The 19594-nt window shown below is 70.6% G+C and carries 22 protein-coding genes; 12 read left to right on the top strand and 10 right to left on the bottom strand.

Going from position 1 to position 19594, the window contains the following annotated elements; all coding sequences use genetic code 11:
* The first annotated feature begins 4 nt into the window (after positions 1-4).
* From AC07N1_RS12890 to AC07N1_RS12870, 5 genes are all read left to right on the top strand, one after another.
* The gene (locus AC07N1_RS12890; RefSeq protein ID WP_494672186.1) at positions 5-1714 is read left to right on the top strand and encodes a tyrosinase family protein; all 1710 of its coding nucleotides are present in this window, start codon (positions 5-7) and stop codon (positions 1712-1714) included.
* 36 nt (positions 1715-1750) lie between these two features.
* Positions 1751-2164, top strand: a complete 414-nt coding sequence (locus AC07N1_RS12885; protein WP_494672185.1) for a hypothetical protein — start codon at positions 1751-1753, stop codon at positions 2162-2164.
* Positions 2161-2979, top strand: a complete 819-nt coding sequence (locus AC07N1_RS12880) for a DJ-1/PfpI family protein (RefSeq protein WP_494672184.1) — start codon at positions 2161-2163, stop codon at positions 2977-2979. The genes AC07N1_RS12885 and AC07N1_RS12880 overlap by 4 nt, the downstream gene beginning before the upstream one ends.
* Positions 2980-3318: 339 nt before the next feature.
* Entirely contained in the window at positions 3319-4077 is a 759-nt protein-coding gene (locus tag AC07N1_RS12875) for a phosphocholine cytidylyltransferase family protein (protein WP_494672183.1), read from the top strand.
* Positions 4078-4224: 147 nt separating this feature from the next.
* Positions 4225-4668 (top strand): hypothetical protein, encoded by a 444-nt coding sequence (locus AC07N1_RS12870; protein ID WP_494672182.1) that lies wholly within the window; start codon positions 4225-4227, stop codon positions 4666-4668.
* On the opposite strand, the gene AC07N1_RS12865 is transcribed toward AC07N1_RS12870, so the two are convergent.
* Together AC07N1_RS12865 and AC07N1_RS12860 are read right to left on the bottom strand one after the other, a co-directional pair.
* Entirely contained in the window at positions 4665-5585 is a 921-nt protein-coding gene (locus AC07N1_RS12865; RefSeq protein ID WP_494672181.1) for a phosphodiester glycosidase family protein, read from the bottom strand. The genes AC07N1_RS12870 and AC07N1_RS12865 overlap by 4 nt on opposite strands.
* Positions 5586-5803: 218 nt before the next feature.
* Positions 5804-6538 carry an SDR family NAD(P)-dependent oxidoreductase gene (locus tag AC07N1_RS12860; RefSeq protein WP_494672180.1) on the bottom strand — a complete coding sequence of 245 codons (735 nt, stop codon included), beginning with the start codon at positions 6536-6538 and terminating at the stop codon, positions 5804-5806.
* A gap of 85 nt (positions 6539-6623) precedes the next feature.
* Between AC07N1_RS12860 and AC07N1_RS12855 the strand changes: the two genes are divergently transcribed.
* Complete coding sequence (locus tag AC07N1_RS12855) at positions 6624-7040, top strand: winged helix-turn-helix transcriptional regulator (RefSeq protein ID WP_494672179.1); 417 nt, start codon at positions 6624-6626, stop codon at positions 7038-7040.
* Here the strand turns inward: AC07N1_RS12855 and AC07N1_RS12850 are convergent.
* Genes AC07N1_RS12850 through AC07N1_RS12820 form a run of 7 tightly spaced genes read right to left on the bottom strand, consistent with a single transcriptional unit; the run spans position 7037 to position 12754 of the window.
* Positions 7037-7666 (bottom strand): hypothetical protein, encoded by a 630-nt coding sequence (locus AC07N1_RS12850; RefSeq protein ID WP_494672178.1) that lies wholly within the window; start codon positions 7664-7666, stop codon positions 7037-7039. The genes AC07N1_RS12855 and AC07N1_RS12850 overlap by 4 nt on opposite strands.
* A 36-nt stretch (positions 7667-7702) precedes the next feature.
* Positions 7703-8101 (bottom strand): hypothetical protein, encoded by a 399-nt coding sequence (locus AC07N1_RS12845; protein WP_494672177.1) that lies wholly within the window; start codon positions 8099-8101, stop codon positions 7703-7705.
* Positions 8102-8120: 19 nt separating this feature from the next.
* Positions 8121-8882 carry a nucleotidyltransferase family protein gene (locus AC07N1_RS12840; protein WP_494672176.1) on the bottom strand — a complete coding sequence of 254 codons (762 nt, stop codon included), beginning with the start codon at positions 8880-8882 and terminating at the stop codon, positions 8121-8123.
* A complete protein-coding gene (gene bcerS / locus AC07N1_RS12835) occupies positions 8879-10033 on the bottom strand; it encodes a ceramide synthase (protein ID WP_494672175.1) in 1155 nt (384 codons plus the stop codon). The genes AC07N1_RS12840 and bcerS overlap by 4 nt, the downstream gene beginning before the upstream one ends.
* Positions 10033-11094: an LptF/LptG family permease gene (locus tag AC07N1_RS12830; protein WP_494672174.1), complete on the bottom strand. Its 1062-nt coding sequence runs from the start codon at positions 11092-11094 to the stop codon at positions 10033-10035. Before AC07N1_RS12830 ends, bcerS begins: the two co-directional genes overlap by 1 nt.
* Positions 11091-12284, bottom strand: coding sequence for an LptF/LptG family permease (locus AC07N1_RS12825; RefSeq protein WP_494672247.1), 1194 nt, complete (start codon positions 12282-12284; stop codon positions 11091-11093). The genes AC07N1_RS12830 and AC07N1_RS12825 overlap by 4 nt, the downstream gene beginning before the upstream one ends.
* A 32-nt stretch (positions 12285-12316) precedes the next feature.
* Entirely contained in the window at positions 12317-12754 is a 438-nt protein-coding gene (locus tag AC07N1_RS12820) for an HIT family protein (RefSeq protein ID WP_494672173.1), read from the bottom strand.
* A 72-nt stretch (positions 12755-12826) separates the two neighbouring features.
* Between AC07N1_RS12820 and AC07N1_RS12815 the strand changes: the two genes are divergently transcribed.
* Complete coding sequence (locus tag AC07N1_RS12815; RefSeq protein ID WP_494672172.1) at positions 12827-13312, top strand: DUF2141 domain-containing protein; 486 nt, start codon at positions 12827-12829, stop codon at positions 13310-13312.
* Positions 13313-13507: 195 nt separating this feature from the next.
* On the opposite strand, the gene AC07N1_RS12810 is transcribed toward AC07N1_RS12815, so the two are convergent.
* On the bottom strand, positions 13508-14395 hold the full coding sequence (locus AC07N1_RS12810; protein WP_494672171.1) for a metallophosphoesterase family protein: 888 nt from the start codon (positions 14393-14395) through the stop codon (positions 13508-13510).
* A 150-nt stretch (positions 14396-14545) separates the two neighbouring features.
* Here AC07N1_RS12810 and AC07N1_RS12805 point away from each other — a divergent pair, with 150 nt between their 5' ends.
* The 5 genes from AC07N1_RS12805 to AC07N1_RS12785 all read left to right on the top strand — a co-directional run bounded on the left by AC07N1_RS12805 (position 14546) and on the right by AC07N1_RS12785 (position 19465).
* The gene (locus AC07N1_RS12805; protein WP_494672246.1) at positions 14546-15607 is read left to right on the top strand and encodes a CDP-alcohol phosphatidyltransferase family protein; all 1062 of its coding nucleotides are present in this window, start codon (positions 14546-14548) and stop codon (positions 15605-15607) included.
* A complete protein-coding gene (locus AC07N1_RS12800) occupies positions 15607-16518 on the top strand; it encodes a diacylglycerol/lipid kinase family protein (RefSeq protein WP_494672170.1) in 912 nt (303 codons plus the stop codon). The genes AC07N1_RS12805 and AC07N1_RS12800 overlap by 1 nt, the downstream gene beginning before the upstream one ends.
* A complete protein-coding gene (locus AC07N1_RS12795) occupies positions 16515-17441 on the top strand; it encodes a hypothetical protein (RefSeq protein ID WP_494672169.1) in 927 nt (308 codons plus the stop codon). The genes AC07N1_RS12800 and AC07N1_RS12795 overlap by 4 nt, the downstream gene beginning before the upstream one ends.
* 32 nt (positions 17442-17473) lie before the next feature.
* Positions 17474-18019: a helix-turn-helix domain-containing protein gene (locus AC07N1_RS12790; protein WP_494672168.1), complete on the top strand. Its 546-nt coding sequence runs from the start codon at positions 17474-17476 to the stop codon at positions 18017-18019.
* Positions 18020-18253: 234 nt separating this feature from the next.
* Entirely contained in the window at positions 18254-19465 is a 1212-nt protein-coding gene (locus AC07N1_RS12785; RefSeq protein ID WP_494672167.1) for an MFS transporter, read from the top strand.
* The last annotated feature ends 129 nt before the right edge of the window (positions 19466-19594 follow it).

Raw genomic sequence — 19594 nt, 5'->3', positions numbered from 1 at the left:
TTCCATGACCCATGACCCTGCCGCCGGTCCCTCCCTGCCGCTGTCGCGCCGCGCCTTGATGGCCAGCGGCGGCGCGGCCGCCCTGGGCATGCTGACGGCGGGGCAGGGGCTGGCCCAGCCGGCCGCCCCGACCAAGGCCCGCTGGCGGCGCTGGAACGTTAGCAGCCCGCAAGGCCAGAAGGCCCTGGCCAGCTACGCCAAGGCCGTCAAGATCATGCTGGCCCTGCCGCCGGAGGATCCCAACAACTGGTACAATCACGCCCTGACCCACACCGTCGACTGCCCGCACGGCAACTGGTGGTTCGTGGTCTGGCACCGCGGCTATGTCGGCTACTTCGAGCAGGTCGTGCGCAAGATCAGCGGCGATCCCGATTTCGCCTTCCCCTACTGGGACTGGACCGCCGACCCGAAGGTGCCGGCGCAGATGTTCGAAGGGGTGCTCAACCCGAACAACGGCGCCTACATCCAGAGCCTGGACGCCTTCAACAAGGCCTATGGGCCGGTGCTGGAGACGTTCTGGAACAACCTGACCCCGGCGCAGAACGGGCAGCTGCTGATCCGCGGCCTGCGCTTCCCGGCCGACCTGCTGTTCGACATCGGGCCCAAGGGCGGGCCGATGTTCTTCGCGCCGCCCAACGCGCGCGGCTCGACCCCGCAGAACCCAGGCTTCGACGGCGTCACAAACCGGGCCGTGTCGTCCTGGATGCTCGACAACGCCCTGTCGCCGCGCGACTTCATCGGCTTCGCCAGCCCCAAGTCGCAGTTCCATAGCAGCATCACCGGCTTCGGGGTGATGGAGGGCCAGCCGCACAACAAGGTGCACAATTGCGTCGGCGGCATCTGGACCGACGACAAGGGCAACACGACCTACGGCGACGGCTTCATGCAGTCGAACCTGTCGCCGGTCGATCCGCTGTTCTTCCTGCACCACGCCAACATCGACCGCATCTGGGACGTGTGGACCCGCAAGCAGCAGGGCTACGGCTATCCGACCCTGCCCGACGACAACAAGAGCTACCTGAACCCGCGCGGCGACCTTGGCCAATGGCGCGCCGAGCCGTTCCTGTTCTTCCACGACTCCAACGGTCAGCTGGTGACGGGCGACAAGGCCCTGGCCGGCGCCTACGAGACGATCGGAACCTTCGACTACGACTACCAGCCCGGCTCGGGCGAGAACGTCGTGCCCCCGGCGGGGACGACCAAGCTGAAGGCCGGCAAGCCGGCGCCGGCGACGAAGTACGCCGCCAAGCTGAAGGCGCCTGGTCCGGGCACCCTGGGAGTGGGCGACGTCGCCGTGCCGGCCGCCGTCCTGGCGCAGGCCGCCAAGCCGGGCGGGACCAGCCTGCTGGCGACCATCACCATCGACCTGCCGCCGTTCGAGCACGCCAACGACTTGGCGGTGGTGGTCAACACGCCCGAAGGCCAGGCCGTCGATGTCAATTCGCCCGGCTTCGTGACCACCCTCTCGATGTTCGGCCGTCACCTGGTGACCCGTCCGGTCAGCTTCACCGTGCCGCTGTCGCCGCCGCTGGCGACCCTGGCCAAGGCCCGGGGGCTGGGCGCCGCCGCGCCGGCCTCGGGGCTGAACATCCGCCTGGTGCGGCTGGGCGGCGCGCCGCGCCTGTCGGCCGCCGCGCCGCACGCCCATCACGGCGACGCCGGGGCGACCGCGGCCGTGCCGCAGGTGCTGGACATCGTCGTACACGCCCAGTGACGGGGCGCGAACCGAAGGCCTGAGAGGGAGGATCCCATGACGTTCGACGGCAAGTGGACCTATCGCAGCTACCTCAACAATCCCGAGCTGGTGGACGGCGACGCCCAGACCGCGCTCAGCCTGATCTGGGGCGAGGGGGTGTTCACCTTCGAGAGCCCGACGCCGAACACCCTGGTCGGCACGCTCGACATGGGCGGCGGCTACGTGCTGGACCTGAAGGGCGTGATCACCACCGACTGCGAGGGGCCGGTCACCCTGGCCATCGACGGCTACGGCCGCGACGGCACGCCCACCGCCGGCTGGGAGTACGACTATCACTGCTGGCCGGGCTACACTTGGCCCGACGGCGTTGACCAGGTGCCGTCGCTGGTGGGCACGGTGGTGCGCGCCAAGCCGCACAACGGCGAGCCGGCCGGGGTGGTGGCCTCGTTCATCGCGGTGTCGCAATGAGCGATGCGCGACTGGCGGCCCCGCCGCAGCCCGATCTGCCGCCGTTCACGGTGGGCATCGTGCTCTACCCGGGCGTCGACATCCTCGACGTCTCGGGTCCGCATGAGGTGTTCGCCTTTTTCGACGCCTCGGTGATCGGCCGGACGAGCCAGGTGGCGGTGGTGGCCGCCACCACCCAGCCGATCCAGACCTCCGGCCCGCTGAAGGTGGTGGCGGAATACGACTTCTGCTCGTGCCCGCATCTCGACATGCTGTTCGTGCCGGGCGGCGGAAACGGCCTGCAGGAGACGATCGGCGACAAGGACCTGCTGGCTTTCCTGGTCGAGCGGGCCAAGACGGCGACCTATGTCGTATCGGTCTGCACCGGCGGGCTGATCCTGGCCTCGGCCGGCCTGCTGGACGGCTATCGGGCGACCACCCACTGGGCCTTCATCGACTGCCTGAAGCTGTTCCCCGACGTGACGGTGGTCAACGGCTGCCCGCGCTGGGTGAAGGACGGCAACCGCGTCACCGGCGGGGGCATCTCGTCGACGGTCGACGAGTCGCTGTTCATGGTTCAGACGATCGTGACCGATCTGGCGGGCGGGCCGGACGCGGCCGACAAGGCCGCCCTGGCGACCCAGAAGGTGCAGCTGTCGATCCAATACCATCCCGACCCGCCGTATCAGGGCGGCGATCCTTGCTCGGTCGACTACGCCGTCTACGAGCCGGTCAACGCCGGCATGGTGGACTTCCGAGCCAGCATCGACGCGGCGATCGAAAAGCGGCTGCATCCGACGGCGGCGGCGAAGGTCGGGGCTACGGTCGAGGCCTGATCCTCTCTGGTCGTCATCCCGGCCGAACGCCCGCGAAGGCGGGCGGTAGAGCCGGGACCCAGGTGACTGGGCGCGGCGGCGACCTCGAGCGTCTGGCCGCTCGGTGCGCCGGCCCTCGGTCCCTGACAACGGCTTCACCGTTTCCGGGATGACGATCGGGGGCGAGGGAAGGGCGCGCCGACCGGCGCACATTGTCGCAAATCGGGCTTTTGCGGGACGTCGGGCCTTGCCGCGGCTATGGTCGCGACCAATTTGCGCTGGTAAGGCTCGCTTCGAGTCGCTTCCTCGCCCTTTTCGTTCCGCCTTCGCCGCCTCGCGCGGCGCGTTCGAGTTTCCCGCATGCAGTCGCCGGTCAAAGCCATCATCCTCAGCGCCGGGCAGGGCAAGCGCCTGTCGCCGCTGACCGACACCCGGCCCAAGTGCCTGGTCGAGCTGTCGGGCCGTTCGGTCCTGGAATGGCAGATCCGCCACCTGCACCGCGCCGGCGTCGCCGAGGTGGTGGTCGTCACCGGCTTCGCCGCCGACCTGGTCGAGGCCGAGCTGGCCAAGCTGCGCCTGCCGGGCCTGACGCTGCGCACCCTGTTCAACCCGTTCTACAGCGTCAGCGACAACCTGGCCTCGGTGTGGATGGCGCGCGCCGAGATGCAGGGCTCGTTCCTGCTGCTGAACGGCGACACCCTGTTCGAGCCGGCCATCGCCGAGCGCCTGCTGTCGGCCCCGCCCGCGCCGATCACCGTCACCATCGACCGCAAGGGCGGCTACGACGCCGACGACATGAAGGTGCGCACCGACGGCGACGCCCTGCGCGAGATCGGCAAGACCATCACCACCTATGACGCCGAGTCGATCGGCTTCCTCCGCTTCGAGCCCGAGGGCGCGGCCCTGTTCACCGACATCGTCGAGCGGGCCCTGCGCACGCCCGAGGGCCTGCGCCGCTGGTACCTTTCGGCCATCGACCAGATCGCCCGCGCCCACGACGCCGTGGCCGTGCGCTCGATCGAAGGCCTGGACTGGGCCGAGATGGACTTCCCCGAAGACCTGCCCAAGAACCGCGAGCTGGCGGAAGCCTGGGCGGCCGCCGAGGCGACCCCGGCCTGAAACGGCGGAACGGCGCCCGCTCTTTCGGCAGGCGCGCGATCCTCTTCCTGGGAACGGCGATCGTCGTTCCTCCAAAGAATGTGTCATGCGTCAATGCGATCATAGGTTGCGCGAAATCGTCGCGCCGCCACGGATCGAGGATGCGCCATGCCCGACGCCACCACCCTCAAGCTGACGGTCTACAAGCCCGACATCCTGGCCGACGGCCAGGTGGGCTTCGAATACGAACTGGCCCTGGTCGTTCCCGAAGACAAGGTCGGCCTGCTGGCGGCGGCCTGCACCGCCCCCGAGGCGGCCTCGAGCGCGCGGTGCGAGGTGGTTCCGGTGACGGGAACGCTGTCGTTCCCCAATCCGGCCGCGCCGGTGATCTCGCCGTTCACCGGCCTGCTGTTCATCTATGACGACGCGCCGGCCATCGGCTTTCCGCTGTCGATCATGGCCGCCAGCACCAGCGACGAGCTGCTGAAATTCAGGCTGAACCTGTGCTTCCCGTCCGTGTCGACCGACCCGCTCTCGGGCTCCATCGTGTTCGGCGACTGGCCGGGGCCGCTCAGCAACGTCGCTGCCAGCTTCCTGTCGCCACAGGCCTAACGGGCGTTCGGCGCCCGCACGCCCAGATGGTTGGCCACCGGCCGTTCGCGACCGGGCACGCCGGTGTGGATCGGCGAGTTCAGCACGCGCGGGCGGCCGAAGCCGTCGTCCACGGCCAGGGTGGTCGAGCCGCCGCCGTCCAGATTGATGGCGTCGGCCGCGCCCAGGTCGCGGAAGAAGGCGGTCAGCTCGGCCAGGGTCGCGCCCTCGCTGATCACGGTCTGGCGGCCGTCGACCACCACCAGCCAGCCGGTGCGGCCGTCGGCCGAGACGCCCAGGGCGGTGCGCGGATGGCGGTCGGCGGCGTATTTCGGTCCCGCGTGCCTGAACGACTGCTCGGCCCCGTCGACCAGCAGCACCGGCCCGGCGGCCACCGCGTCGATCACGTCCCAACGGCAGGTGTGGCCCGAGCGGATCTCGACGAACGACGGGTGGATGCAGAGGATGGCGTTGACGCGCGGATCGACCTCCGGAACCTCCGGCGGGGCGACGACGGCGCCGGCGACGATCACCTTGCCGACCGGATCGACGTGCTCGCCGGCATGCGGCACGAAGTCGTCGCCGCCGCGCGCGCCGGGCTTGAAGGGTGTGAAATAGCTGGCGTTGACGGCCAGCAGGGCGCCCGAGGCGGTCACGAAGTCCGACGTGGTGCGGGCGTGATACTGGCCGGCCCCGTCATTGGGCGGCGAGACGAACAGCTGAACCTTCGGATTGGCCAGATCCAGCCGCACGACGTGGAACACCTGCCGCAGCGGGTTCTCGCGCGTCTCGCTCCAGTAGGTGACGCCTTCGGAGAGGGTGCTGGTCTCGCTGCGGCCGAAGGCCGTCTGCGGCGTGGCGGGGATATGGACGCTGGCGCAGGCCGACAGCAGCAGAAGACCGCCGAGGGCGGCGGCGCGGACGAGAGATCGGAACACGGACAAGCTTACGAGACTGTGGATCGGCCCCGTCACGCCGCAGGCGGACGGTTTCCCGCCAGATAGGCGCCGGACACGGACTTGGAAAGGCTCCTATCGGGCGATAGCGCCGAAAACCTTTGATTTTCAAGGTGCTGCTCGCCAGTCGGCGACCACTGGGGAGGGGAGTTGAGGGCTTCGGTTCGGCCGAAGCCCTCGTGTTCACATGGCGGGCCGTGTCAGACCTGGGCCAGGCCGCCGTCGACGAAGACCTCGCCGCCGGTCATGAAGCTGCTGTCCGACGAGGCCAGGAACGCGGCTGCCGCGCCCGTCTCGGACGGATCGCCCAGGCGCCCGACCGGCGTCGTGGCGCCCAGCGCGTCGAAGGTCTCCTCGCCGACGATCTCGAGCGCCAGTTCGGTGCGGATCGGTCCCGGCGACAGCACGTTGACGCGCACGCCCGTGCCGCGCAGGTCCAGCGCCCAGCTGCGCGCCAGGTTGCGGACGGCCGCCTTGGTGGCGCTGTAGATGCTGAACGCCGGGGTGCCCATCACCCCCGTACTCGACCCGGTGAGGATGATCGACCCGCCCTCCGACATCAGCGGCAGGGCCTTCTGCACCGTGAACACCAGCCCCTTCACATTGACGTCGAAGATCTGGTCGTAGTGCTCGGGCGTGATCTCGCCGAGCGGGGCGAACGATCCGGTCCCGGCGTTGGCGAACACGATGTCGAGCCCGCCGCGTTCGGCCTTCACCGTCTCGTACAGCCGGTCGAGATCGGAAAGGTCGGTGACCGAGCCGGCGATGGCCCGCGCCGAAGATCCGAGCTGGGCCACGGCGGCGTCGAGTTGCTCCTGTCGCCGTCCGAAGAGGTAGACGAACGCGCCTTCCTCGATGAACCGCTTGGCGGCGCCCAGTCCGATGCCGGTTCCGCCGCCCGTGATGACCGCCGTCTTGCCCTGTAGTCTGCTCATGATGTGCTCCTTCGATGAGGTTGCACAGAGCTGGCGAGCTACCCACCTATCGACAAGTATGCACCTTTTGGTAAGTGCCCAAGAAATGTCGTCAGACCCTTCGAACCCGTTCCCGCCGCAGGTCCAGGCCTGCACCCCGACGCTGCCCGGCTTCACCTGCGGCCTGGACGCCACGCTGCGGGTCGTCGCCGGCAAGTGGAAGCCGCTGATCCTCTACTTCCTCGCCCAGGGCGGCCCGACCCGCTACGGCGAGCTGCGGCGGGCCGTGCGCGACGTCAGCGACAAGATGCTGATCCAGCAGCTCAAGGAACTGGAGGCCGACGGCCTGGTGAAGCGGACCGACTACAAGGTGGTGCCGCCGCGGGTGGACTACAGCCTCACGCCGCTGGGCGTCAGTCTGGCGCAGGCTCTGGTGCCGCTGTGCGCCTGGGGCGAGGAGAACATGGCCGAGGTGACGCGGGTGTTCGCCCAGCGCGAGGCGCTGAACGTTGCGAGGCGCTAGCGCGGTTCGCGGCTTACGACGAAATCTGCGAACGGCGAGGCGGCCAGTTCGCGACCGATCACCTCGGCCGCCACCTTGTAGTCGACCACCAGACAGAAGGCCTCCATCGACCCCGACCCGTTGGAACCGCTGTCGCAATGGCCCAGGCCCAGCCAGCCGGTGATCTCGTCGAGGAAATCCTCCAGGGCGTGGCGGCGGTCGAGGTCTTCGACAGAGCCCATGCCGTCGATAGGAACGCTGACCAGCAGGCCGGCCATCCGCGATTCCGCAATGGCCTTGAAGCCGTCGGCGCGCGCGGCGGAGGCGATGCGCTCGATGATCTTGCGCTGGGTGCGGGCATCGGCGGCGGGGTGCTCGACGATCGCGCCGCATTCGCCGCAGGGACCGAAGTGCTCGACCACCGTATCGCCGTCGACCCACGCCTCGTGATAGTGCAGGCGTCCGTCGATGCGCTTGTGCAGCTTGATCGTCGCGACGGGCTCTTCGGCCGGGCGGAAGCTGGCCAGATAAGCGGCGATGTCGGCAGGCTGCACCTCGACCGGGCTAGTCGTCAGGAGCGAGGCCATGGCGGCTGGCGGCGGCATGAAGCCGATGGACTGTATTCCGCCCTCGGCCGTCGCATGCACGTAGATTGGCTTCAGGGTCGCCGGGGTCTCGGGCGGCTAGGCCTTCAGGGCCTTTGCCGCGCGATCGATGGCGGCGGTCATCGCGTCACGCTCGGCCGGCGTGATCCGCGTCTTGTGAACGGCGGTCAGGGCGGCCTTGGCGCCGGCGGTGACGGCCTCGACGCGGTCGGGCCAGCGCTGGCCGATCCAGGCGTCGTAGTCGAGGCCAGCGCTGGCGATGAAGGTCCGGTCGGCGCGCGAAAAGCTGCCGCTGCTCTCGCGCCGCGTGGACGAGGCGGGGTGATCGACGCCGAAGGCGAAGCAGAGTTCTTCGATGTGCTCAAACGGCGGGGCCGTCTCGCAGTCGGCGGCCAGCAGGGGCGCGAAGGCATCGACCGTCTGGCCGACGGCGTCGGTGTCCGGGTAGCCCCAGAAGATCCGCATGGTGACGCGCATGGTTCCCCCCAGTTCGCGTTCAGACCGTCTCGCCAACGATCCTGCGCACCAGGTCGAGGTCCGCCGGCTTGTCGACGTCGACCGCCGCCAGGCCGTCCTGGGCGCGGACGGCGGCGGCCTTGACGCCGGCCAGGGCGCCGAGGCGGGCGATGGCTTCGTCGAGGGTCAGTAGGCCCAGCAGGTAGCGGACCAGCAGGCCCGGGCCGAGCATGGCGGCGATCTTCCAGGGCTGCTTGCGGTTCTGTTCGACGCGGCGCCACAGGGCGATGGCGGGCAGGGCGGCCTCGCTGCGGAACAGGAAGAGATTGCAGCCCGAGAAGCGGCCGTCGCGGAACTTCAGATAGGTGCGCTGGGTGTCCGGCGCGGCGGCGCGCACGCGCTCTTCCGGGGCCAGCATCAGGGCGACGTCGGCGCCCTGCGGGGCGTCGGCCAGGAACTGGGTGATCCACTCGGGCTTCAGCAGCGCATGATCGACCGTGGTGATCAGCAGCGGGAAGCCCAGCGCCTCCGCGCCCTCGCGCACGCTCTGGCTGGGGCCTTCGGTCGAGGCGGCGATGGCCGCGACGCCGGCCGGCAGGGCCGAGACGATGGCCGCGTCGGAGGTCGAGACGCCGACCGATTGCGCGCCCGCCGCCTGCACCGCGCCCAGCACCCGGTCGAGCAGCGTGCGCCCCTCCAGCGTGATCAGCCCCTTGTGCGAGACGCCGGCATAGGCGGCGGCGCTGTCGATCTCACCCGGCCGCGAGCCGGCCAGGACGAGGGCCTTGAAGCTGGTCGTCACAGCGCCTTCTCGTAGACGCGATAGGTCTTGTAGATCTCCGAGCCGATGGCCTCGGCGATGCGGCGCATGGGCATGTTCTCTTCCAGCACCCACGAGATCTCGAAGCGCTCGTAGCCCAGCGCCAGGGCCGAGGTGCGGCCGGCGTGCATCATCTGGAACGGCAGCATGCGGCCGCGGATGCCTTCGGCGAACTTGCGCTTCACGCCCATCAGCGGAATGCGGGCCGACTTCACGCGCTTGACCTTCAGCCGCCACAGCAGCTTGGCCCAGCCGAACGGCAGCAGTTTCCCGCCCAGGTCGCGGATGGCCTCGTTGACGTTGGGCAGGAACACCAGGAAGCCGGCGGCCTCGCCGTCGATCTCGGCGAACCAGGTCAGGCGCTTGTCGATCACGGCCTTGAGGGCCTTGGCCAGCTGGGCGGTCTCGGCCTCGGTGGTGGGGGTGAAGCCCCAGTTGTCCTTCCAGGCGTCGTTGAGGATGTCGGTCAGGGTGGCGACCTCCTCGTCGTAGCGGCTCATGTCGAGTTGGCGCAGCACCACGCCGTCGGCCGGCGGGCGCTCGGCGCGGCGGCGCACGGCCGGCGGCAGGTCGACGTGCATCGGGGCGTAGTAGGCGTAGACGTCCTTGGCCTTGGCGTAGCCCTGCTGCTCGACGCGGCGGCCGGCATAGGCCGGGTCATGGCCCATCATCACCATCGGCGGGGTGTCGAAGCCGTCGACCAGCAGGCCGACCTCCTCGTTGATCGACAGGTTGAACGGACCCATGACGTGGGTGCGGCCACGCTCGCGAAGCCAGGACTCGGCCGCTGCGAACAGGGCGGCGAAGACGTCGGCGTCATCCTCGGCGGCGATCAGGCCGAAGTGGCCGTCCAGGCGGCCGGGGGTCTTCTGCGGCGTCAGCTCGTCGATCTGGGCGCTGATCCGGCCGACGTCGCGGCCGCCGCGCACGGCCAGGAACAGCTGCACCTGGGCGTGGGCGAAGAACGGGTTGGTCTTGGGCGACAGGGCCTCGGTCCGCTCAAGGAACAGCGGCGTGATCCAGTTGGGATCCCTGGCGTTGAGGCGGGCGGGCAGGGCGATGAAGCGCTTCAGCTCCTCGGGCGTGCGCACGGGCAGGACCGAGATCGCCTCGGCCGCGGAATCGAAAGGCATCATCCCTCCAGGGATACGAAGGCGCGCACCGCGAGGGCGGCGAAGACGGCGGGGGCGGCCCAGGCGGCCAGGATCGGCGACAGGGCGCCGGATTCGCCCAGGGCCGACAGCAGGCCGTCGGCGACCAGGTAGACGAGGCCGGCGGCTAGGCCCGAGGTCAGCAGGACCGCGCCCTGGCCGCTGCGGAAATTGGCCCAAGCGACGGGCGCGCTGAGCAGCAGCATGACCAGGGCCGCCAGCGGTCCGGAGAAGGCCGTCTGCAGGCGGGTGGCGTAGAAGCTCTGCGGCCGGTCCGAGCCGCCGTTCTCCAGCGCCCGGCGGGCCGAGGCGGCCGAAGGGGCGGGGGCGTCGGCGAACAGGGCCTGCACGTCGGCGGGGCGTAGGGCGGTGGGCCAGGTGGCCGAGGCGGCGACCATGGGTTCCACACGGTCGCCGATGAAGCGGGTGGTGACGGGCTTCACCAGCCGCCAGGCGCCGTTCTGGAAGCTGGCGACGGGGGCCGCGACCCGTTCGGTCAGGGCGCCGGACTTGTCGCGGCGATAGATGGTCAGGTCGCGCAGCTCCCCGCCGTTGGCGACCGCTTCCTTGGCGGTGACCAGGTCCTCGCCGGCGCGGAAGGTGCGGGCGGTCGGCGGCTTGCGGTCGGCGACCGGCGTGGTGGCGGCCCACCAGGCGCTGAGCGTCGGGTCGGTGCGCGGCGAGATCACCTGGGCGCACAGGGCGTCGAGCGACAGGACGGCGACGGCGACCGGCACGGCCATCAGCACGATGCGATAGCCCGAGATGCCGCTGGCGCGCATGGCGACCACGGCGTTCTCGCGGGCCAGCTGCGAGAAGGCGAACAGGCCGCCGGCCAGCACGCCCAGCGGCGCGACCTGCTCGAACAGGCGCGGGGCGCGCAGGGCGGCGTAGTAGAACACCCCGGCGACGCCGAGGCCGCGGTCGAGGATGTCGGTGGTGACCTCCAGCAGGTCGAGGATCTGCAGGATGGCCATCAGGATGAGGATGGCGCCGAGCACGCGGGTGGCCACGGCGCCCAGGACGTAGAGCGGCAGCTTCATGCGGCGCGCTCCTTGGGCTGGAGAAGTTTGATCATGCGGCGGAACCAGGCGCTCATGGCCAGGACGAGGCGCGAGATCGGCGTGTCGCCGGGCCGCGTGCGGCTGCCGACGAACAGCCAGACGGCCAGGCCCGTGAAGATCAGGAACGGCGCGCCGACGGCGGGGATTGCCGCCAGACGGCCGGACTCTGCCAGGCTCTGGCCCAGCAGCAGGCTGTGCTGGAAGGCCAGCAGCAGCACCCCGGCCAGCAGCAGGCCCGGCGCGCGGTTGCCGCGCTTGGCGGCCAGGCCCAGCGGGAAGGCCAGCAGCGGCAGGAACGGCAGGAAGGCCGCGCGGGCCAGCCGGCCGTAGAACTCGGCCCACAGGGTGGCCTTGGGCACCACCGGGTTGGGCGACTGCGCCTGGCGGACCAGCTCGCCGAGGGTCAGTTCGCGCTCGTCGCCGCCCCTGGCGCGCAGGAGCCCGGCGGCGGCCTTCAGCGGGGCCTGGGTGGTCAGGTCGTCGAAGGCCAGGCTCCGGTAGTTGCCCCGCGCGTCGCTGCCGATGCGGCGGCCCGACCTCAGGCGCATGGTCACGGTCTTGCCGTCGGCGGCGACCTGCAGCGTGGCGCTGGCGGCGGTGATCAGCTCTTCGTGGCCGGCCGCGTCGGGGCGGCGGATGAAGACGCGGGTCAGGGTCTGGCCGGCGAGGTCGGCGCTGTCGGCCGTCATCAGCGAACCGTCGTCGTCGATGAAGGCGCCGCCCGAGAGGCGGCCGTTCCAACCGGCGTTGACGGCTGCGTGCATGACGGCGCGATAGGCGTAGCGGCTGTAGGGCTGGACGTAGCCGAACACGGCGATGCTGAAGACGCTCAGCGCCAGGCCGATGCAGACGAAGGGGGCGGCGACCCGCTCCAGCGACTGGCCGCCGGCCAGCAGGGCGTCGATCTCCGAGCCGTCCGACAGCTTGCTGATGACGATGAACAGCGCCACGAAGAACGCCACCGGCAGGGCCAGGCCCAGATAGTGCGGCACCAGGTTGAGCGCCAGCTGGGTGACGTAGTCGAAGCGGGCGCTGCTCTGCGACAACAGGTCGAGCAGGCGCAGCACGCGCTCCAGCAGCAGGGCGACGACCGTCAGGCCCAGGCACCCGACCAGGGGCCAGACCAGCAGGCGCAGCAGATAGCGGTCGATCAGGCCAAGGACCGTCAACCGCCGCGGATCGGGTTTCTTCCTCTTGCGGCTCACGCGGCGACCCACGCCTCGGCGAAGTCCTGGGCCAGGCGGGCGACGGCGTCGTCGTCGAGCGCGACGGCCGTTCCCAGGGCCGGGGCGGCCGGCCAGCCGGCGTCGGGGAAGCTCGTCCCCTCGTGTTCGCGCGCGCCCTCGTAGCGGGGCAGCACGTGGAAATGGACGTCGCGGTCGACCATCATCAGCATCAGGTAGTTGATCTTCTCGTACGCAACCTTGGCCTTCAAAACGCGTTCGATCCCGGCGATCGCCGTCTGCATGTCGGCGAAGGCTTCGGGGCTCAACTCCGAAAAGGCGTGAGCCGGTTCCTTGCATACGAGGACGAGAGACCCGAAAGTCGGCTGCTTGGGACGGACCAGAACCAGCCAGCGATCGGTCTCCGCGACTTTCGAGCGGGGATAGCCGAACGCGAGGGCTGTGGGATTGGGCATGCGGCAACCGATACTGCGGGCGAGTCCGGACGCGGATCGCGACGCGGCGACAATAGGGACACGGCGTTTTACATGGAAGCACGAACCGTTCTTCCGGGCTTGGCGGCGCTAGGGACGCTGCTGGGCGTGCTGGGAATGGCGGCGCCGGCGACGGCGAAGCAGGACTGCGTCGGACGCGACACGGGCGTTCGGCTGACGGTCGAGGTCGGAAAGCTGAAGTCCGACTCGGGGCTGGTGACGGTGACGATCTATCCGTCCGATCCCAGCCGGTTCCTGGCCCCGCGTGGCAAGCTGCTGCGCCTGCGGGTGCCGGCCAGCGCCCCGACCACCGAGGCCTGCTTCAACCTGCCCAAGGCCGACATCTATGCGGTGGCCGTCTATCACGACAGCAACGGCAACAAGGACTTCGACCGCAACGCCGTGGGCGTGCCGACCGAAGGCTACGGCTTCTCCAACGACGCCCCGTCGCGCTTCGGCGTGCCGTCGTTCGATTCGGCCCGGTTCAACGTGAAGTCGGGGGAGAACACGATCCGGGTGCGGATGCGGTACGGGAAGTAGGGGGGTGGCTCCTACCTCTCTTCAGTTCCATTTTTTCTGCCTTCCTGGGCCTTGTGCCCAGGATCCATGCGTCCGCTCGCGAGGCGTTGGATGGCGCGGATCAGACGGTCGCCGCCACGCAAGCTGAGCGATGGGCCCTAGGCACAAGGCCTAGGGAGGCAAGAAAAATAGGTGAGGCGTGTGTCAGCGCCGCCTTCAAACCACCAAATACCGCCCCAGCTCCCGAATCCCGCCGGTCTGCGGATCCAGCCCGCGCGCCACGACCCGCAGCGAGAAGCCGCCGTCGCGCTCCTCGATCTCCAGCGCGTGCCAGCGCGCCGGCGAGTGGCCGCCGCTCCAGGCCGACGCGGAGGGCACGCCCAGCACCGGGATCGCCCTGCCGCCGGGGCCGGGAATCGTCGCCGTCAGCGATTCGTGGGCGTGGCCGTGCAGGACGAGGTCGGCGCCGCGGCGGGCGAGGACGGCGCGCAGGTCGGCCTGGTCCTCCAGGGCCTTGCGCGACGACACCGCCCCGGCGTTGGGCGGATGATGCAGCAGCACCACCTTGAAGCGGTCGCCATAGGCCGGGTCGGCGAGCAGGGCGTCGAGCTTTTCCAGCTGTTCAGGCCCCAGACGGCCGGTGGCCAGGTGCGGGGCGGTCGGCACGGCCGAGCACAGGTTGAACAGCGCCACGGGCCCGCGCAGCCGCACCTGCGGGAAGGCGGCCTCTTCGTCGTCGCCCAGCCAGGCGGTCCAGGGCGCGAAGCGGCCTTGCGCGCTCTCGCCGACCAGGGCGTCGTGGTTGCCGGGGCTGACGGTGACGGTCTCGGCCGGACCCAGGGTTCGCAGCCAGCGCGTCGCGGCGTCGACCTCGGCCTGTGAGGCGAAGTTGGTCAAATCGCCGGTGATCGCCACATGGTCGGGGGCGTGGGCCTGCAGGTCGGCGACCAGGGCGGCCAGCACTTCCGGCCGGTGGACCTTGCGCTTGCGGCGCCAGGCGATCCGGCTCAGCAGGCGCTTGGAGGCGACGTCGCGCAGCCGAAAGGCGCCCGGCGGTGGAGGCAGGTGAGGGTCGGAAAGATGGGCGAGGCGGAATATCGACAAGAGCGGCCGGTGCGATTGTGGCGGATTGCGACGAAGCTGCTTATCAATCGCCTCGGCTTTCAAGGGGTTTAGGTTCCGGTGACGGGTGAAATCAATCCGGCAGGTTCGCGCGCCGTGACGGTGGGCGAGAGCCAGGGACGCATCTGGGGCATGACCTCGGGCGAACGGCTGTCGCGCATCTATCGTCGGATCGGCCTGGTCGAGGGCGCTGGAGAAGGTGACCCCGGGGCGGGCCTTGTCGCCGTCCACGCCGGCTGGGTGTTCGATGAGTCGCTGATCAAGGCCCTGGCCGGACGGCCCTGGGCGGTGCTGGTCGACGAGACCGGCGCGGCTGTGGCGGTCAACGCCCCGGCCGAGGCGGCGGACGCCGCCGTCGCGGCCCTGGCGGCCGGCGGCGATCCCTCGAGCGTCGATCCGCGCTTCGTGCGCCTGACCGCGCTGGAAGTGGGCTCGGCCTACAACAGCGCCCTGCGCAAGCGCGAGCCGCCGGTGCTGGAGCGCCTGAACAAGGACACCGTTCGCGCGGTCGAGAAGCGCCTGTTCCAGGGCTCGTACAAGGGCGTCACCGATCTGGTCACCAAGTACGTCTGGCCGACCCCGGCGCGGATCGTCACCCGCTGGTGCGCCCTGGCGAAGATGACGCCCAACCAGGTGACGTTCATCGGCTTCCTGCTGACCATCGCCGCCTTCGTGCTGTTCTGGCGCGGCCAGTTCGGCTGGGGCCTGGTCTGCGCGTGGATCATGACCTTCCTCGACACCGTCGACGGCAAGCTGGCGCGGGTGACCCTGACCTCGTCGAAGTGGGGCAACGTCTTCGACCACGGCATCGACCTGGTGCACCCGCCGTTCTGGTGGTGGGCCTGGTACGTCGGCGTGTTCGCGGTCGGCCTGTCGATGCCTTGGGTGCCTTGGCTGCTGGCCATCGTCGTCGGCGGCTATGTGGCCCAGCGGGTGGAGGAGGGGATCTTCCTGTCGCTCTTCAAGCTGGAGATGCACGCCTGGCGGCCGTTCGACAGCTTCTTCCGGCTGATCACCGCCCGTCGCAACCCCAATCTCATCCTGCTGACCGCCACGGCCCTGGTCGGCCGCCCGGACATCGGCTTCGTGCTGGTGGCCGCCTGGACGGCGATCTGCTTCGTCGTCCACGCCGTCCAGATCCTGCAGGGCTTTGCCGCCCCTAAGGGCTCGATCCAGAGCTGGCTGTCGCGGTGATGCGCGTCGGCGTCGTCCGCAACCCGCGCAGCCACGCCAACCAGGGGCGGGTGCATGCGCCGACGCCCGAGGGCGTGCGCGTGGTCGAGCCGGCGACGCGCGAGGCGCTGTCCGAGGAACTGGCCCGCTTCGCCGACGAGAAGATCGACCTCTTGGTCATCGACGGCGGCGACGGCACGGTGCGCGACGTGCTGGGCCTGACGCCCGCGACCTTCGGCGACGACATGCCGATGCTGGCGGTGGTGCCCTCTGGCAAGACCAACGTGCTGGCCATTGACCTGGGCGCGCCGCGCGACTGGCGGCTGGAAGAGGCCCTGGCCGCCGCCGCGAGCCCTGAGCCCCGGATCAAGATCCGCGCCCCGCTGGAGGTGCGCTTCGCCGACGGCCGCCCGCCGCTGCGGGGCTTCTTCTTCGGCCTGGGCGCGCTTGTGCGGGCCACGGCCCTGTCCAAGCGGGTCAACCGCATGGGCGTGTTCCAGAGCCTGTCGGTGGCGGTGACCCTGGCCGGGGCCGCGATCGGCGCCCTGTTCGGCGGGGCGCGCGACCAGTGGCGCCAGGGCGTGGCGGTCAAGGTGGCCATCGACGGCGAGGCCCAGCCGGCCGGAGAGCGCTTCGTTCTGCTGGCCACGGCGCTGAAGCGCCTGCCGTTCGGCCTCAAGCCCTTCGGCCCGCCGCGCGAGGGGCTGAAGGTGCTGGACGTCGATGCGCCGCCCCGGCGCCTGCTGCGCATGCTGCCGACCGTGCTGTCGGGCAAGCCCAAGCCGACCCTCGAGGCGCGCGGCTACCGTCGCCGCGACCCGGCCGCGCTGTACGCTTCGGGCCAGTTCGACTTCGTGCTCGACGGCGAGGTGTTCGAGGGCGGCAAGCTGGCGGTGGCCCTGGGCGCGCCGCTGCGCTTCGTGGTCGGATGAGCGCGGTCCGGCCGCTGGTCGAGGCCGAGCTGGACCAGCCGATCCCCGCGCCGATCCGCGCCTTCGCCGAGCATCTGACGAGCCTGTTTCCGAGCGCCCAGGCGGTGCTGTTCTACGGCTCGATCCTGCGCACCGGCGACCTCTCGGGCGTGCTGGACTTCTACGTCCTCACAGAGCGCCCGCCGCGCGGCCTGCGGGGCGTGGCCACCCGCATTCTCTGGCCCGACGTCAGCTATCACGAGCTGGAGCACGATCTAGGCCATGGGGGCGTCACCCTGCGGGCCAAGGTCGCCTCCATGACCCTGTCGCGCTTCGCCCAGGCCGTGAAGGGCCGGGGGATCGACACCACCCTGTGGACCCGCTTCGTCCAGCCCTCGGGCCTGGTCTGGGCGGTGGACGCCGCCGCGCGCGAGACGGTGATCGAGGCCGTGCGCCGCGCGGCCCGCACCGCCGCCCGCTTCGCCACGGCGCTGGGTCCCGAGGAGGGCGCGCCGGAGGCCTATTGGACGGCGCTGTTCCAGGAGACCTACGCCGCCGAGTTCCGGGTCGAGAAGTCCGGCCGCGAGGCCTCGATCCTGGCCTTCGATCCCGGCCACTACCAGCGCCTGCTGCCGGCCTGCTGGGCCGACGACGGCCGCTTGGACGGCGAGGGGCGGCCGGTTCCCGAGATGTCGGCCATCGAGCGCAAGCGTCTGAAGAGCGCCTGGCGGCTGCGGCGCAACCTCGGCAAGCCGTTGAACGTCGCCCGGCTGGTCAAGGCGGCCTTCACCTTCCAGGGCGCGGCCCGCTACGCCGCCTGGAAGATCGAACGCCACACCGGCTTCAAGGTCGAACTGACCCCCTGGCGCGAACGCCATCCGGTGCTGGCCGCGCCGGGCGTGTTGCTGCGGCTGTGGAAATGGCGGCGGGCGCGGGGCGGCTAGCCTCCGCGCGGACGCGGCGTTACCCTGAAGCCATGCTGCACGACCTTCCCGTCGGCCGGGCCTTGCGCAGGTTCCGGCGCCTCAACGCCGTCAAGCAGGGCCATCTGGCCGAGCTGCTGGCGGTGTCGCAGGCGACCGTGTCGCGCTGGGAAAGCGGGGCGCAGGAGCCGGACGAGGTCCATCGCGAGCGGATCGTGGCGCTGATCGCCGCCCAGGCCGACCATCGCGGCGACGCGGCCCTGAAGCGGCTGGTCGAGACCTCAACCCTGCCGGTGCACCTGGTCTGCGACGCCACCCACCAGCTGCTGGCGGTGTCGCGGCCGCGGGCGGCGACCTGGACGATCGACGCGTCCGAGATGCTGGGAACCTCGCTGTGGCGCTTCGCCAGCCCCGGGGTCGTGGCGGCCCAGGGCGGCCTGGCCGACCACGGCTGGTTCGAGCGGCCGTATCAGCAGCTGCGCTTCGAGACCGGCGCTAACAGCAACGACGAGATCCCGATCCGTCCGGGTTTGCTGCAGTGGGAGACCATACCGCTGTCGGACGGCCGCACGGGCCGCCTGGCGACGACGGTCGGGTAGGCTGGCGCAAGCCTCTCCAATCTCCCGTCATTCCCGCCCTTGTGGCGGGAACCCCTCTGTCAGCCGCAGGTGCAGGTGAGGCGGGCTGCTAAGCAGCCCGCTTGCGCTTCCCGTTCAAGCGGACCCAGGGGGGGCCGCCGCAAGGGCGGGAATGATGGGAAGAAGAGAGGACGATCTCTTCCCACGCATAAGTTTTGCGTTCCCTCGCGCGACGGGTCGCCCTAGACCGCGCGCATGATCCGTACATGGCTGAACATCATCGCGCTCTGGCTCATCGGGGTGCTGGCCGCCGCGCAACTGCCCAAGATCGCCGTGCTGGCGCCGGTGCTGCGCGAGACCTTCCACCTGTCGCTGGCTCAGGCGGGCCTTCTGGTGTCGCTGCTGGAGATCGGCGGGGCGGTATTCGGCATCGCCGCGGGCCTGGCGCTGGGCCGGTTCGGCGGGCGGCGGTTCCTGGTCAGCGGTCTCCTGGTGCTGCTGGCCGCCAGCGTCGTCGAGGCCCTGGCGCCGAACGTCGGCGTGCTGTTCGCGGCCCGGGCGGTCGAGGGCGTCGGCTACGTGCTGGTGGTGATCGCCGCCCCGACCATGATCGCCGCCATCGCGCCCGACAGGATCCGCGGCCCGGCGCTGGTGCTGTGGAGCACGTTCGTGCCGGTCGGCGTCGCCGTCGGCAGCGGCGTGACGGGCCTGGCCGTGGCCGCGACCAGCCCGAAGGGGGCGCTGCTGCTGTGGGCGGTGCTGTGCGGCCTGGGCCTGCTGGCGGCGGCGCGGCAGGCGCGGGGAACGCGTAGCGAGGCCAGGATGACCTGGCCGGCCCCGGCGGCCGTGGTGCTGACCTTTGGTTTCGGGCTCTACACCGTCTTCGTCTGCGCCCTGACCATGCTGCTGCCCAGCTTCCTGACCGAGCGGGTAGGGGCGAGCCTGTCGGGGGCCAGCTTGGCTACCGGCCTTGTCTCCCTGACCGCCCTGCCGGCCTCGGCCATCGCCGTGCGCATCCTGCACGGGGCGGGCGTCGATCCGCGCCGGGCGGTGGTGGCCACCGTGGTTCCGGCGCTGGTGGCGGCGGCGCTGGTGTCGGTCTTCGTCTTCCATCCGGCGGTGATCGAGCGGGGCGCGGTCGCGGTGTCGATCGTCGCGGGCCTGGCCCTGCTGCTGAGCGGGATCGCCTCGCCGATGGTGTTCGCCCGCCTGCCCAGCCTGGCCGGCGCCAGCGCACCGGACGATCCGAGGATCGCCGCGGCCAACGGCCTGCTGACCCAGTTCGGGGCCGGCGGCGCCCTGATCGGCCCGCCGCTGGGCGGGCTGGTCGTCGGCCGCTGGGGCTGGCAGGGCCTGGGCGTCTGCGTCGCCGTGCTGGCGGTGGCGATGCTGGTCGCGCTGCTGGCGGCCGAGCGGATGGGGCGGACGGGGGTGGTGGACGCGAAACTGGCGCCTTCGCAGATCTAGGCGCTACCTCTTCACTCCCGTCATTCCCGCCCTTGTGGCGGGAAACCCTCCGTCAGCCGCAAGGGCGGATGGGGCGGACTGCGGGTTCAGATCCTCCCCCTCTGGGGGAGGTGGCCCAGAGGGCCGGAG

The organism is Caulobacter sp. GW821-FHT09B11, from assembly GCF_059418205.1.
The sequence above is the reverse complement of the archived record's forward strand: the minus strand, read 5'-3'. Positions and strand labels throughout refer to the sequence as shown.

Bases quoted from the DNA above. Each gene is read 5' to 3' on its own strand.
- AC07N1_RS12890 (WP_494672186.1), top strand. From the start codon at position 5: ATGACCCATGACCCTGCCGCCGGTCCCTCCCTGCCGCTGTCGCGCCGC.
- AC07N1_RS12885 (WP_494672185.1), top strand. From the start codon at position 1,751: ATGACGTTCGACGGCAAGTGGACCTATCGCAGCTACCTCAACAATCCC.
- AC07N1_RS12880 (WP_494672184.1), top strand. From the start codon at position 2,161: ATGAGCGATGCGCGACTGGCGGCCCCGCCGCAGCCCGATCTGCCGCCG.
- AC07N1_RS12875 (WP_494672183.1), top strand. From the start codon at position 3,319: ATGCAGTCGCCGGTCAAAGCCATCATCCTCAGCGCCGGGCAGGGCAAG.
- AC07N1_RS12870 (WP_494672182.1), top strand. From the start codon at position 4,225: ATGCCCGACGCCACCACCCTCAAGCTGACGGTCTACAAGCCCGACATC.
- AC07N1_RS12860 (WP_494672180.1), bottom strand. From the start codon at position 6,538: ATGAGCAGACTACAGGGCAAGACGGCGGTCATCACGGGCGGCGGAACC.
- AC07N1_RS12855 (WP_494672179.1), top strand. From the start codon at position 6,624: ATGTCGTCAGACCCTTCGAACCCGTTCCCGCCGCAGGTCCAGGCCTGC.
- AC07N1_RS12845 (WP_494672177.1), bottom strand. From the start codon at position 8,101: ATGCGCGTCACCATGCGGATCTTCTGGGGCTACCCGGACACCGACGCC.
- bcerS (WP_494672175.1), bottom strand. From the start codon at position 10,033: ATGCCTTTCGATTCCGCGGCCGAGGCGATCTCGGTCCTGCCCGTGCGC.
- AC07N1_RS12830 (WP_494672174.1), bottom strand. From the start codon at position 11,094: ATGAAGCTGCCGCTCTACGTCCTGGGCGCCGTGGCCACCCGCGTGCTC.
- AC07N1_RS12820 (WP_494672173.1), bottom strand. From the start codon at position 12,754: ATGCCCAATCCCACAGCCCTCGCGTTCGGCTATCCCCGCTCGAAAGTC.
- AC07N1_RS12815 (WP_494672172.1), top strand. From the start codon at position 12,827: ATGGAAGCACGAACCGTTCTTCCGGGCTTGGCGGCGCTAGGGACGCTG.
- AC07N1_RS12805 (WP_494672246.1), top strand. From the start codon at position 14,546: ATGACCTCGGGCGAACGGCTGTCGCGCATCTATCGTCGGATCGGCCTG.
- AC07N1_RS12800 (WP_494672170.1), top strand. From the start codon at position 15,607: ATGCGCGTCGGCGTCGTCCGCAACCCGCGCAGCCACGCCAACCAGGGG.
- AC07N1_RS12795 (WP_494672169.1), top strand. From the start codon at position 16,515: ATGAGCGCGGTCCGGCCGCTGGTCGAGGCCGAGCTGGACCAGCCGATC.
- AC07N1_RS12790 (WP_494672168.1), top strand. From the start codon at position 17,474: ATGCTGCACGACCTTCCCGTCGGCCGGGCCTTGCGCAGGTTCCGGCGC.
- AC07N1_RS12785 (WP_494672167.1), top strand. From the start codon at position 18,254: ATGATCCGTACATGGCTGAACATCATCGCGCTCTGGCTCATCGGGGTG.